The sequence below is a fragment of the Sphingorhabdus wooponensis genome (genome assembly GCF_003933235.1).
Lineage (GTDB): Bacteria > Pseudomonadota > Alphaproteobacteria > Sphingomonadales > Sphingomonadaceae > Sphingorhabdus_B > Sphingorhabdus_B wooponensis.
In genome coordinates this window covers 252,104-264,934 of record NZ_RWJI01000002.1, presented here as the reverse complement: position 1 = coordinate 264,934, position 12,831 = coordinate 252,104, and the positions used below count along the sequence as shown (strand labels likewise).

Sequence of the window (12,831 nt, the reverse complement as noted above, 5' to 3'; positions counted from 1 at the left end):
CTGCCTTGCCCGTCTGCAGCGCAGCGTCTAAGCGCGTAGTATGACCAACGCCGTCCGCATTGCGCCGTCAATCTTGTCCGCCGATTTTGCAAGGCTGGGTGAAGAAGTGCGCGCGATTGACGCGGCAGGATGCGACTGGATCCATGTCGATGTCATGGACGGGCATTTTGTCCCCAATATCACCATTGGCCCCGCTGTCGTAAAGGCGCTTCGCCCGCATAGTGCTAAGCCATTTGACGTGCATTTGATGATCGCGCCCGTTGACCAATATGTGCAAGATTTTGCTGACGCTGGCGCAGATATTATCTCCTTCCATCCCGAGGCTGGACCGCACCCGCACCGCACCGTGCAGTTGATCAAGTCGCTGGGCAAAATGGCGGGCATTGTGCTTAATCCGCATACGCCAGCGAAGATGCTCGATTATCTCATCGACGATGTCGATCTCGTCTTGATTATGAGCGTGAACCCCGGCTTTGGCGGACAGAGTTTTATCTCAAGCCAGTTACGCAAAATCGAAGCTGTGCGGAAAATGATTGAGAAAACCGGACGTGATATCCGGCTGGAAGTCGATGGCGGCATTACGACCGATACCGCCCCGCTGGCGATATCGGCTGGAGCGGACACGTTGGTGGCGGGCACGGCCACATTCAAGGGGGGCGAGAGCCAATATGCCGCCAATATCCGGGCGCTGAGGGGTGAATGACCGGTAATTTTGAGGACGGCACCGATCAACGGCAGACGGCCTTAATCGTCAGACCCAAGGGCGCGGGGCAAAATATTCTCGAGCGCCTCTCTCTCGAATTTTACAAGCTGACATGGCGCACACCGCTGCACAATGGCCGGTTGAAGGGCAAGGTGCCTTTGCGCCTTCTGGCGGTACCGAAGGACCCTTTGGAAGGCGATTCCGGGCGCGGCCAGGCGCTGCGCATGGGCAAATTCCATTATCAGGGTTTTGAACAAGCCTTTGATTCGCTCGATTATGACCAGCTCGATCTGTCGCCATCGCTGACGGATTATATTCACCGTTTTGACTGGCTGCGTGATCTGGCGGCGGCGACCAATCGCGGCGAAGGTGCGCCCGTCGCCGCGCGTATCGCCGATGCTTGGTTGCTCGCCAATGGCATGAAGACCCGCGAACCGGCTTGGCGTGTCGACAATTGCGCATGGCGGTTGTTGAACATGGCCGCCGGATCACCGTTTTTGCTCAGCAGTTCGGAGCCGATTTACCGTTCGCGCGTCATCAATCATTTTGCGCGGGTGGCGCGGCATTTGGACCAGTCCGCACCAAGGGCGCAAAGCCACTTTGCCAAGACCGTTGGCTGGGCAGGGGTTGTTGCCGCGTCCTTATTATTGCCCGAAGGCAAAATCCGCCGCGCCGTGGGCGAAGACGGATTAGCGGAATCCTTGCGCGTCACAATTTTCCCCGATGGCGGCGTGGTGTCGCGCTCACCCATCCAGTTGATGGAACTCATCGGCCTGTTGAGCCTGTTGAAACAATGCTATGTTGCACAAGATGAGCTGGTGCCGGATTTCCTTATCGAGGCATTGGGCCGCGCGGTGCCTGCCTTATTGGGCCTGACACATTCCGATGGCGGGCTCGGTGCATGGCAGGGATCCGCGCATATGACCGCAGACCGGATTGACGCGCTTGTGGCGGCGAGTGAAGTCCGCACCCGTCCGCATCGCCAAGCACTGGATTGGGGCTATCAGCGTGTCTCTGCTGGCAAATCTTTGCTTTTGCTGGACGCAGGGCCGCCACCGCTCGCGCGCCAGTCGGCATCGGGTTGCGCCTCAACCCTCGCATTCGAACTATCGCATAATGGGCAGCGGATCATCGTCAATTGCGGCGGCGCGGCACTGGTCGGCGCGACCATATCGGCGGCACTTGCCCGCGGTCTTCGGACCACGGCGGCGCATTCGACCTTGTGCCTGAATGACACCAATTCGACCGCCATTTTGCCGGGCGGTCAATTGGGCAAGGGCGTGACGGAAGTCGGCCTTGAACGCCGCGACATTGATCAAGCGACGCGGATTGAGGCAAGCCATGACGGCTATGCCAAAAACTTTGGCTATAACCATGTCCGCCTGCTCATCTTGCGGTCTGACGGCATGGAATTGCGGGGCGAAGATAGGCTGTTGCCGCAGGAAAACCCGCGGGACGATGTGATGGCGCATGTCCGATTCCATCTGGGCCCAGATATTGAGATCACAGCATCGGACACGCCGCAGACTGCATTGCTGCGCATGGCCGATGGCAGCAACTGGGCGTTTGTCACCTCCGGCGGTATATTGTCTGTCGATGATAGCTTATGGATTGACCAAAATGGTCGCCCGCACCCGACCCAACAACTTGTGATTGCCGCCGATACGGGTAAAGGCGAGCTCCAGATCAACTGGCAACTGCGCCATTTAGGATAAATTCATGCAAGACGTCGTCATTAAGCGGGCTCTATTGTCGGTGTCCGACAAAGCGGGATTATTGGAGCTTGGCCATGCGCTGGCGGCGCGCCATGTCGAATTGGTATCGACAGGCGGGACCGCCAAAGCGCTCCGCGCCGCTGGCCTTGAGGTAAAGGACATTAGCGATCTTACCGGCTTTCCTGAGATGATGGACGGCCGCGTGAAGACATTGCATCCTATGGTGCATGGCGGTTTGCTGGCGGTGCGCGATAATCCCGAACATGCCGCCGCAATGGCCGAGCATCATATCGGCGCCATCGACCTTGTGGTGGTCAATCTTTATCCCTTTGTGCAGACGGTCGCCAAAGGCGCATCGCGTGATGAAATCATCGAGAATATCGACATTGGCGGACCATCCATGGTGCGCAGCGCGGCGAAAAACCATGCCTTTGTAACGATCCTGACCGATCCGGCCGATTATGGTGAACTGATTGCCGAGCTTGAGAAAAACGACGGTAAAACCAGCTATGACTTCCGCCGCAAATGTGCGGCAAAGGCATATTCGGCAACCGCCGCTTATGACAGCATGATCAGCCAATGGTTTGCCTTTGCTGACCAACAGCAGCTGTTTCCAGACATGCTTGCCGTCAATGGCCATCGCGCGGCCGAATTGCGTTATGGCGAAAATCCGCATCAACGCGCGGCGCTATATGTGCCTGTCGGCCCGCATATTGCGGGCATCGCGCAGGCCGAACAAGTGCAGGGCAAGGAATTGTCCTATAATAATTACAATGACGCCGACGCCGCGCTGGAACTAGTCGCCGAATTTCGCGACGGCCCGCCAACGGTTGTTATCGTCAAGCATGCCAACCCGTGCGGCATGGCAACGGGCGCGACATTGATCGACGCCTATCGCGCGGCCTTGGAATGCGACAGCGTTTCGGCCTTTGGCGGCATAGTCGCCGTCAACCGCCCGCTCGATGCGGCGACAGCCGAAGCAATTACCGAGATATTTACCGAAGTCGTGGCTGCGCCATCCGCCGATGATGCGGCCAAGGCCGTATTCGCCAAGAAGAAGAATTTACGCTTGTTGCTCACCGGCGAATTGCCCAATCCGAAACGCGGTGGCCTTTCTATCAAGCCTATTACTGGCGGGTTGCTCGTGCAATCGCGCGACAATGGCCATGTGGCCGATGATGCATTTACAGTGGTCACTAAGCGCGCACCAAGTGCACAGGAGCTGGCGGATTGTCGCTTTGCATGGACGATTGCCAAGCATGTGAAGTCGAATGCGATTGTCTATGCAAAGGATGGCGCAACGGCCGGTATTGGCGCGGGCCAAATGAACCGGCGTGACAGCGCGCGTATCGCCGCGATTAAGGCCATAGAGGCCGCTGAAACTTATGGTTGGGATGCGCCCCGCACCATTGGTTCCGCCGTCGCATCCGATGCGTTTTTCCCCTTTGCAGACGGCTTACTTGCCGCTGCAGAAGCGGGCGCCACGGCGGTGATTCAGCCGGGCGGATCGATGCGTGATGATGAAGTGATTGCCGCCGCCGATGAAGCTGGCTTGGCCATGGTCTTCACCGGCATGCGGCATTTTAGGCATTGATTTAGCTCCCCTCCCGCAGGCGAGAGGGGGGATTGGTTTCAGCTAGCGCGCTTCACAGCGTTTTTGTAGCCACCCTTTTTGGGGCCGTAATTGCGTGCAGGTGCACCAGGATCGCGGCGGTTTTCGCTGCGTGCGGCAAAGGCGCGGTCGGCGGTTGGACGACGATCACCCGAACCAACATTGTCGCTGCGTGGGCGTGCATCGTTTTTGCCACCTTCACGGCTGCCGTCGCGTGGACCGATGGCGGGTTGCCAGCCACCTTGCGGGGCGTGCGTGCGGTTGCGGGTTTCGCCGTTTAGGCCAGTGCCACCATTGTTGCCGCCAAGCTTCTTGCCGGCATAATTGGTGCGCCCGCCGCCGGGCTGACCACCACCGCGACCGCCACGTGCCTGTTGCGGTTTTTTATCGGCAACGGGGGGTGGTAATGCGGCCACAGCTGCACGGAATCCTTCGGGAAGGCCAAGTGTCATCGCACGGACACCAGTCAGGCGCTCGATATCCTTCATGTAGCCGCGTTCATCACCCGCAACGAAGCTCATCGCGATGCCTTCACGGCCGGCACGTGCGGTGCGGCCAATGCGGTGAACATATTGTTCAGGCACGTTGGGCAGTTCGAAGTTGAACACATGGCTGACGCCAGGGACGTCGATACCGCGTGCCGCAATATCGGTTGCCACGAGGATTTTGATCTTGCCATCACGGAACGCTTGCAGCGCAGCGGTGCGCTGGCCCTGCGATTTGTTGCCATGGATGGCGGCGGATTGAATGCCCGCACCCGCCAGCCCACGCACAACGCGGTCGGCGCCATGCTTTGTGCGGGTGAACACGAGGGCGCGGTCAATGTCTTCACTTTGCAATTTGAGCGTCAGCAATGTCTGCTTTTCGCGCTGCTCGACAAAGGTCACGAATTGTTCAACGCGCTCCGCGGTGGTCGATGCAGGCGCAACCGAAACACGGACAGGGTTGTTGAGGAAGCGGTTACCCAGCTCAGCAATTGCCTTTGGCATGGTTGCCGAAAAGAACAATGTCTGACGCTGCTTTGGTAGCAACTGGTCAATACGTTTCAGCGCGTGAATAAAGCCCAAATCCATCATCTGGTCGGCTTCATCCAATACGAAAATTTCAACGTCCTTTAACGTCACCGCGCGCTGCTCAATCAAATCGATCAAGCGACCGGGTGTCGCGACGAGAATATCGACGCCGCCAGCAAGACGCTTCTTTTGGCTGAAAATCGGCATGCCGCCAAAAACGCAATCGACCTTCAGGCCCAAAAATTTGCCATAAGTGCGGAAACTGTCGGCGATTTGCGCCGCGAGTTCGCGTGTTGGTGACAAGACAAGCATCCGGCAGCTATATTGCTGACGCGCCTTTGGCTTGGTGGCGAAATGGTGGAGGGACGGCAAGGCAAATGCCGCGGTCTTGCCCGTTCCGGTCTGCGCGATACCGCATAGATCGCGGCCCTCAAGCAAGGATGGAATGGCCTGTTGCTGAATGGGGGTTGGCGTATCATAGCCAGCCGCCTCAAGCGCCTTAAGGATAGGTTGGGCAAGGCCCAGGTCTTGGAAAAAAGACATAAATATACTTTCAAATAGTCGTCGCGTCCCGTCATGCGTGCCCTTTCATCAGGACCGCACAGGCGCAACAGCAGGTGTTCGGGAGCAGCTTATGCTGACCCGTTGGAAACAACCCTGCGTGATATGGGAAGCCTCTAAGCTTACGCATCTTGTTCGTTTGGCGGAGCCTGTATCAAGGCCCTCACGCTGCCAAAACTGCGGCGGTATTGTCCGCTCGCCTCATGCGCTTGGGCCGCCTATGGCGAAACAGCAGCGAAAACGCAAGTTATTTGTGCGTTTGCGCAATAATCGGTCGCAAGCGCCCGCTAAAGATGCATGAAGTCGCGGTCGAAACTTTTCAAATGTGCGCCGCCGTCGACGAAAATAACTTGCCCGGTCACATCCTGCGCTTGGGCGAGATAGACGACAGCGTCCGCGACGGCCGATGGCGAGGGCAACGCGCCCAAGGGCATCATATCGGCCAGCCGCGTTTCTTGCTCTGCGGTATAATCATCGGTTGCAATCACAAGTCCGGGAGCGACGCCATTGTATCGCGCACGCCCAGCGAAGGATGCGGCCATGGACCGGACGGATGTCGCCAGCGCTTGCTTCGACAAGGTGTAGCTGATCTGGTCCTGGTGCGGATTGACCACGCGTTGATCGAGGATATTGACGATTGCGGGGCGCGCCGCTGGCCCAGCGGCTTGCACCAAAGCCTGGCTTAGCAATAAGGGCGCAAACAGGTTCAACCGGAAATGCGCCTCTAGCGTTTCCAACGTCATCTTCTGCCAGTCGTCTTGCCCAAACATCGCGGCACTGTTCACCAGCAGATCCGGTGTGCGACCAAAATGGGCGGTAATCATATCCAAAAGCTTCGCTGGATCGCCCGCGCTGAGGTCAAAGGTGAAGGCATGCCATTCGCTGCCATTTGCCTGCAGCGCTGCCGCAAGAGCGGCCTCTGGCGGCTTGTCCATATGGCTGACCAAGGCCAGCGCATAACCCGCGTCCGCAAGCTTTGTTGCAATCGCTGCGCCCAGCCTGCGCTTGCCACCGGTGACGATTGCAAGCGGCTTAACTGTCACTTGCGGCACCGCGACATGGTAATACCAATCGCCTCATTATCTTCGGCAATCGCCAGCTTGACGATTTTAACGACGATGTTGCTGATACGTGGATCGTCAGCGAACAACGTATCCATGATATGATCGGCCACCGCTTCAATCAGCGTGAAGTGCACGCCTTCAGGCAGCTTTGTTACCGCTTCCTTCAACGTCATATAATTTTTGGAAGCCGATAAGGGCGTATCTGGCGCGTAATACGGGTGCATATCCAGCGTGGTGCTGATGGATATACGCAGCGGTTGCGGCAGATGCGTTTCCTGGCTGTAAATGCCCGTCAGGACATTGACGACAAGATCGTGCACCTCAAGAATTAAACTGTCGCTCATACTACTCCTTAACGCGACCAGCGGGCGAAGATGGCGGTGGGCAAAAGCATGCCTCGGCCTTGTTCGCGTACCGCCAGTTCACCAAATTCAACCTTGCCGCCAAGGTCCGCAAAATGCGATTCCAATAACCCACCCAACGCCAATGCGGACATGCGTACGGCGTAAACGGTCAAAAACAGAAACTTCGATTCCGCATCCAACAACTTGCGACAATTGGCAATCAGCTCTGGCAAATCCTCTTCCAGTCGCCATACTTCGCCTTCTGGACCGCGGCCATATTTGGGTGGGTCCAATAATATGCCGTCATAGCGTTTTTCGCGACGTACTTCGCGCGCAACAAATTTGGCGGCGTCATCGACAATCCAGCGGATCGGGCGGTCTGCCATGCCAGACATTTCGGCATTGGCCCGCGCTTGCCCAACCGATTTCTTCGAGGCATCGACGTGCACCATCTGCGCGCCCGCAGAAGATAAAGCGAGCGTACCAACACCGGTATAGCCGAACAGGTTCATGGCAACTGGGTCAGTAACGCCCGCCAATTGTTCGCGCATCCAACGCCATACTGGATCCATATCCGGGAAGAATCCTAAATGGCGAAACGGCGTGCAGGAGGCGGTAAATTGTACTTCGTCATTCCACGACAAGGGCCATCCATCCATCGGAACGGGCTTGTTATTATACCAACGGCCGCCGCCGTCATCGTCTGATCCCGGTACAAATTCGGCGTCAGCGGGCCATTCGGCTAAGGCCGGGGCCCACATTGCTTGTGGTTCTGGGCGGATGAAATAGCGGTCACCATAGGATTCATATTTGCGGCCATGGCCTGAATCTATCAGCGTATAATCGCTGCGCGGTTCGCTAATCAGGGTGACGAAATCCGGCTTCATATTCAACGCGTGGCGCGCGCCAGCACATAATCACGCACGGCGTCATATGCGCCGGGCAGGACGTCAAAGCGTTCTTCGCGGTCAAATAACTGCGCAACGCGGGCGGGCAGTGCGGGGCGGATGCCCGTGGCATTTTCCACCGCATCTGGGAATTTGGCTGGATGCGCTGTCGCCAATGTCACCACGGGCACATCGGGGCGGATACCCGCATTGCGCGCGGCGTGCAAAGCGATGGCAGTATGCGGGTCAATAATCTGATCAGTGGCGCCATAGGCCCAGCGCATGGCCGCTGACATTTGGTCGGCATCGGTACGCGCGCTGGTGAGCAAGGACGCATTTTTGCGCATCTCGGGCGACAGCACCATCTTGCCCATTTGTTCAAACCATTTCATCCGCGCACCTGTGGTTGCACCAACGCGGCCCTCCAGATCGAACAATAAGCGTTCAAAATTGCTTGATACCTGAATATCCATTGATGGCGATGCCGTCGGGGTTACGCTGAGCACCGAATAATCGCCTTTTGACAAAGCGCGGTGCAAAATATCGTTGATGTTGGTGGCCACAATCAGCCGCTCAATAGGTAGGCCCATTTGCGCCGCGACATAGCCAGCAAACACATCGCCAAAATTTCCGGTCGGTACCGAAAAGGCGACTTTGCGTTCAGGGCCGCCAAGCCGGAGCGCGGCGTAGAAATAATAGACCACTTGCGCCATCAGGCGGGCCCAATTGATCGAATTGACCGCAGATAGGGTCAGCGGGCCATTCACATCCTTGTCGTTGAACATCCGCTTTACCATGGCTTGGGCGTCATCAAAGCTGCCGCCAATGGCGATGTTATGGACGTTGGGCGCAAGGATGGTTGTCATCTGCCGCCGCTGCACATCGGATACGCGATTATGTGGATGCAGCATGAAAATTTCAATCTGCGCGCGTCCGGCAACGGCATCAATCGCGGCTGAACCCGTATCGCCAGAGGTGGCGCCGACAATCGTCAGCTTTGTGTCCGTGCCCGACAGAAAACGTTCAAAAAACTGCCCCAGCAATTGCAGCGCGACATCCTTGAACGCCAAGGTCGGGCCGTGAAACAGCTCAAGCAACCAATGCTGTCCATCCAACTGCACCAAAGGCGTCACCGCTGTATGGGCAAAGGAACCATAAGCTGTGGCGCACAAGCTTCTCAGCTCTGCTTCGTCCAAAACGCCGACCGTAAACGGCGCCATGATGCGCGCGGCGAGGTCCACATAAGACAGTCCGCGCATCGCGGCGATCTCATCGGTCGAAAATTGCGGCCAATGGCGCGGCACATATAAGCCGCCGTCGCTGGCAAGCCCAGTGAGCGTGACGCCTGCAAAATCAAGCACGTCTGCGTTGCCGCGTGTGCTGATATATTCTGTTCCGTTTATCGCCATAGCGGCCAAGCGGTTAACCGCAGAGCCACATTTACGCAAGATTATTGCAAATCAGCGCGGACAAATTCGGCACATCTTTCGCCAATCATGATGCTTGGCGCATTGGTGTTGCCGGAAACAAGACGCGGCATGATGCTGGCATCGGCCACATATAGTCCTTCTATGCCGCGATATTTTAGGCGCGCATCGACAACATCATCGTCATTCGGCCCCATGCGGCAGGTGCCAACGGGATGGTAGACCGTATCAGCACGGCTGCGGATGAGATCGTCCAATGCGGCATCGTCATTGAGATCCACCGGATGCCGATTCTTGCCATTATAAGCAGCCAATGCAGGCGCTTCGAATATGCGGTGCATCGCGCGCACACCGGCGCGCAATGTCGCCATGTCGCGGTCATCGCTTAAGAAGGCGGGGTCAATGACCGGAGCGACGCGCGCGTCCGATGATGCCAAACGCACAGTCCCCCGGCTTTCAGGGCGCAGAACACAGGCATGGCAGCTAAAGCCATGGCCCTTCACTTTGGAACGGCCATGATCTTCCAGCATGGCAGGCACGAAGTGATATTGGATGTCGGGCGCGGGCAAGCTTGGGTCAGAACGCCAAAATCCGCCTGCCTCGGCAAAGCAAGTGGTCATAACGCCCGTGCGCTTGCGGCGATGTTCGATGATGGCCTTGACCATCTTGACTGTGCCAGCGAGCGAATCGCCGAAGAAATCATGCTTCGACTGGGTTTCAAAGCTGGAGACATAATCGATATGGTCCTGCAGGTCGGCACCAATCGCGGCCTTATCATGCACAACGTCAACGCCAACACTGCGCAAATGTTCGGCTGGCCCCATGCCGGACATCATCAAGATTTGCGGCGAGCCAAAGGCACCTGCGGATAGGATAACCGCCCCGCGCGCTTTGATTGTCCGGCGCTTGCGGCCCTGACGAATGACCACGCCCGTAGCGCGGCCATTTTCGACGATGATCTTTTCGGTCAGCGCGCCTGTGAGAACTTCCATACGGTCACGTGCCGGCTCGACATAGGCGCGTGCGGCGGTCCAACGTTCGCCGCCTTTTTGCGTAACCTGATACAGGCCAAAGCCGTCCTGCGTCGCGCCGTTGAAGTCGCTATTGACCGGCAATTGCAATTCGGACGCGGCTTCAATGAAGGCAAGGCTGCCTGCTTGCGGCCAGCGTTGATCGGAAACCGAAAGCGGCCCGCCTGATCCGTGGAATGGATCTGCGCCGCGTTCATTATCTTCGCAGCGTTTGAAATATGGCAGCACATCGTCATAAGACCATCCATCGCAGCCCAAGGCGGCCCAATTGTCATAGTCATATTTATGGCCGCGAATATAGACCATCGCGTTGATCGCGCTCGACCCGCCAAGGCCCTTGCCGCGCGGTTGGTAACCCGTGCGGCCATTCAGGCCCTTTTGCGGGACGGTTTCATATTTATAATTGGACCCATTGCGGATGAACGGCATGAAACCGGGCGTCTTGATCAACATGTTATTGTTGTTGCCGCCGGCCTCAATCAAGCAGACCTTATATTTGCCGCCTTCGGACAGCCGTCCGGCGGCTGCGCTGCCTGCGGAACCACCGCCAATAACAATGATGTCGAACTCGTCCATATCGCCTGCTCCCTCTTCTCGAAGAGGTTTAAGCGGACGATTAATTACTGGCAAGGGTGTAAATAGGCTATGCGTTCACAGTTGGGTCGGCCGTGGCCTGCTGGCTCTCCAGCCATTGCGCCCGAATGCTATCCGACGTGTCCCGGCTGCCATCATGGCTCCAGCCCGGCGGACGCCATAGATAAGAAAATTTATGCCGCCATGGTGCGGACCATAGGTCCTGCGCAATGCCAATCCATTCATGAAACACGCTCCACAACAGGTTGAACGTGCCCAATTGCTTGACGATCCCATAACGGATTTTTTCGCCTTCGACTTCTTCGGTAAAGGTCCCGAACATGCGGTCCCAGATAATGAAGGTCCCGGCATAATTGCGGTCCAGATAGCGCGGGTTGGTCGCGTGATGGACGCGGTGATGGCTGGGCGTGTTCATGACATATTCGATCCAGCGCGGGAATTTGTAAATTGCCTCAGTATGGATCCAGAATTGATAAATGAGATTGAACGCGCCGACGAACAATAGCATCGCGGGATGGAAGCCCAGAAATGCCAGAGGTATGCGGAAGATAAAGCCAAGCGCGATAAAGCCTGTCCATGTTTGGCGCAGCGCGGTTGATAGATTGTAATGCTGGCTGCTGTGATGGTTCACATGGCTTGCCCAAAACCAGCGGACGCGGTGTCCCGAACGATGCGCCCAATAATATGCGAGATCATCGAGCATAAAGCATAAGGGCCAGGCCCACCAGACCCAGCCAATATCAAACAGGCGATTCTCGTATATCCACATGGCAAGGCTGAACACCAACGCGCCCGTCAATGCGCCGGCAACGGTGCTGCCCGTGCCCAAGGCGAGTGAAGTAAGCGTATCGCGCGGTTCATATTTTTCAGGCGCGCGCCGCCGGGCCCACAGCATCTCTGCGACGATTAGGATGATGAATACCGGAACGGCATAATCAATGGGGCTGAACAATTCAGGCATGTGGGCGTCCTATATTCAAATGGCGCAGGCCAGCGGCCCAATGCGATGCTTGCGCACCCAGATTCAGTGTCACCGAGCCAAAGGTTTTTTCGCCCGTGCCAACGGTGAGGAAATTTTGGTCAAGCCGCGCTTCATTATGATGATCTAGCAACCGCCCGGCCCATTGCACGCCATGCCGCCGTACCAAAAGGTGCCTGTCATTGGCATCGCGCATCAAGGCGGCCATGCCCGCTTTATCAAGGGCGATCTCCACCGGATCGAACCCGCATAGAGTCTCTTGCGCAATTTCGCGCGCTTGTTCTTCGCTGCGTATGCGGACGTCGCCGCCGAGTTTCCAGTATCGCGCAAGCCAAGCGATGAACAAAATCGCGGCGATGGACCCCGCCAGCTTGAGCAATTCTGCTATCACGAAGCGCGCCCGCGCAGCATGTCCATCATCGCGGTCACGGGCGATAGATCATAACCGGCATCCGCGGCCTTTTCAGCCAACACCGCAGGATGTTCACCTTTGGACGCCTGCGCCAAAGCCCAAAGCAATGTCGAGCGCGTGCCGGACCGACAATAAGCGAGGATTTTGCCATCGGTTTTTGCCAGCGCATCCGCCATGGCGGTCACTTGCCATTCAGCAAAGCCAGCATGGGTAACCGGAATGGCGACATAATCCAAGCCAGCGGCCCGCGCGGCGATTTCAATGTCTGTACCCGACGTTTGATCGGCAGATTCATCTTCGGGGCGGTTGTTGATGATCAATGTTACGCCTGCTTGCGCAGCGTCCGTCACGTCGCCAACTGTAATTTGCGGGGCAACAAAGATGCGGTCTGTGAGTTGGCGAAACATCTGAAAAATCCTGTTATAAAATCGCCATAGCCGACGATACATTACCCGCCATATTTTAATCCGCAATCGATAACAAGGAAGG

At 57.0% G+C, this 12,831-nt stretch carries 12 protein-coding genes; 3 read left to right on the top strand and 9 right to left on the bottom strand.

The window, feature by feature from the left end; translation table 11 throughout:
- Nucleotides 1–40: 40 nt before the first annotated feature.
- From rpe to purH, 3 genes are read left to right on the top strand one after another with little or no spacing between them, the layout of a single operon-like run.
- Nucleotides 41–703: a ribulose-phosphate 3-epimerase gene (gene rpe, locus D7D48_RS09495; protein ID WP_125231175.1), complete on the top strand. Its 663-nt coding sequence runs from the start codon at nucleotides 41–43 to the stop codon at nucleotides 701–703.
- Nucleotides 700–2,418, top strand: coding sequence for a heparinase II/III family protein (locus D7D48_RS09490; RefSeq protein ID WP_125231174.1), 1,719 nt, complete (start codon nucleotides 700–702; stop codon nucleotides 2,416–2,418). Before rpe ends, D7D48_RS09490 begins: the two co-directional genes overlap by 4 nt.
- 4 nt (nucleotides 2,419–2,422) lie before the next feature.
- A complete protein-coding gene (gene purH / locus D7D48_RS09485) occupies nucleotides 2,423–4,012 on the top strand; it encodes a bifunctional phosphoribosylaminoimidazolecarboxamide formyltransferase/IMP cyclohydrolase (protein WP_125231173.1) in 1,590 nt (529 codons plus the stop codon).
- Between the two features lie 38 nt (nucleotides 4,013–4,050).
- On the opposite strand, the gene D7D48_RS09480 is transcribed toward purH, so the two are convergent.
- The 9 genes from D7D48_RS09480 to D7D48_RS09440 all read right to left on the bottom strand — a co-directional run bounded on the left by D7D48_RS09480 (nucleotide 4,051) and on the right by D7D48_RS09440 (nucleotide 12,749).
- A complete protein-coding gene (locus tag D7D48_RS09480; RefSeq protein ID WP_125231172.1) occupies nucleotides 4,051–5,586 on the bottom strand; it encodes a DEAD/DEAH box helicase in 1,536 nt (511 codons plus the stop codon).
- 305 nt (nucleotides 5,587–5,891) lie between these two features.
- Nucleotides 5,892–6,647, bottom strand: a complete 756-nt coding sequence (locus tag D7D48_RS09475; protein ID WP_125231171.1) for an SDR family oxidoreductase — start codon at nucleotides 6,645–6,647, stop codon at nucleotides 5,892–5,894.
- On the bottom strand, nucleotides 6,644–7,012 hold the full coding sequence (locus D7D48_RS09470) for a dihydroneopterin aldolase (protein WP_125231170.1): 369 nt from the start codon (nucleotides 7,010–7,012) through the stop codon (nucleotides 6,644–6,646). Before D7D48_RS09470 ends, D7D48_RS09475 begins: the two co-directional genes overlap by 4 nt.
- 8 nt (nucleotides 7,013–7,020) lie before the next feature.
- Nucleotides 7,021–7,899 (bottom strand): class I SAM-dependent methyltransferase, encoded by an 879-nt coding sequence (locus D7D48_RS09465; protein WP_125231169.1) that lies wholly within the window; start codon nucleotides 7,897–7,899, stop codon nucleotides 7,021–7,023.
- Nucleotides 7,900–7,901: 2 nt separating this feature from the next.
- Nucleotides 7,902–9,308 (bottom strand): threonine synthase, encoded by a 1,407-nt coding sequence (gene thrC, locus D7D48_RS09460; RefSeq protein WP_125231168.1) that lies wholly within the window; start codon nucleotides 9,306–9,308, stop codon nucleotides 7,902–7,904.
- Nucleotides 9,309–9,349: 41 nt separating this feature from the next.
- Nucleotides 9,350–10,933, bottom strand: a complete 1,584-nt coding sequence (locus tag D7D48_RS09455) for a GMC family oxidoreductase (RefSeq protein ID WP_125231167.1) — start codon at nucleotides 10,931–10,933, stop codon at nucleotides 9,350–9,352.
- A gap of 67 nt (nucleotides 10,934–11,000) precedes the next feature.
- Nucleotides 11,001–11,912, bottom strand: coding sequence for a sterol desaturase family protein (locus D7D48_RS09450; RefSeq protein ID WP_125231166.1), 912 nt, complete (start codon nucleotides 11,910–11,912; stop codon nucleotides 11,001–11,003).
- Entirely contained in the window at nucleotides 11,905–12,321 is a 417-nt protein-coding gene (locus D7D48_RS09445) for a hypothetical protein (protein WP_125231165.1), read from the bottom strand. The genes D7D48_RS09450 and D7D48_RS09445 overlap by 8 nt, the downstream gene beginning before the upstream one ends.
- Nucleotides 12,318–12,749 (bottom strand): protein tyrosine phosphatase family protein, encoded by a 432-nt coding sequence (locus D7D48_RS09440; RefSeq protein WP_125231164.1) that lies wholly within the window; start codon nucleotides 12,747–12,749, stop codon nucleotides 12,318–12,320. The genes D7D48_RS09445 and D7D48_RS09440 overlap by 4 nt, the downstream gene beginning before the upstream one ends.
- Nucleotides 12,750–12,831 lie beyond the last annotated feature (82 nt).

Bases quoted from the DNA above. Each gene is read 5' to 3' on its own strand.
- D7D48_RS09440 (WP_125231164.1), bottom strand. From the start codon at position 12,749: ATGTTTCGCCAACTCACAGACCGCATCTTTGTTGCCCCGCAAATTACA.
- D7D48_RS09450 (WP_125231166.1), bottom strand. From the start codon at position 11,912: ATGCCTGAATTGTTCAGCCCCATTGATTATGCCGTTCCGGTATTCATC.
- thrC (WP_125231168.1), bottom strand. From the start codon at position 9,308: ATGGCGATAAACGGAACAGAATATATCAGCACACGCGGCAACGCAGAC.
- D7D48_RS09480 (WP_125231172.1), bottom strand. From the start codon at position 5,586: ATGTCTTTTTTCCAAGACCTGGGCCTTGCCCAACCTATCCTTAAGGCG.
- purH (WP_125231173.1), top strand. From the start codon at position 2,423: ATGCAAGACGTCGTCATTAAGCGGGCTCTATTGTCGGTGTCCGACAAA.
- D7D48_RS09465 (WP_125231169.1), bottom strand. From the start codon at position 7,899: ATGAAGCCGGATTTCGTCACCCTGATTAGCGAACCGCGCAGCGATTAT.
- D7D48_RS09455 (WP_125231167.1), bottom strand. From the start codon at position 10,933: ATGGACGAGTTCGACATCATTGTTATTGGCGGTGGTTCCGCAGGCAGC.
- D7D48_RS09470 (WP_125231170.1), bottom strand. From the start codon at position 7,012: ATGAGCGACAGTTTAATTCTTGAGGTGCACGATCTTGTCGTCAATGTC.
- rpe (WP_125231175.1), top strand. From the start codon at position 41: ATGACCAACGCCGTCCGCATTGCGCCGTCAATCTTGTCCGCCGATTTT.
- D7D48_RS09490 (WP_125231174.1), top strand. From the start codon at position 700: ATGACCGGTAATTTTGAGGACGGCACCGATCAACGGCAGACGGCCTTA.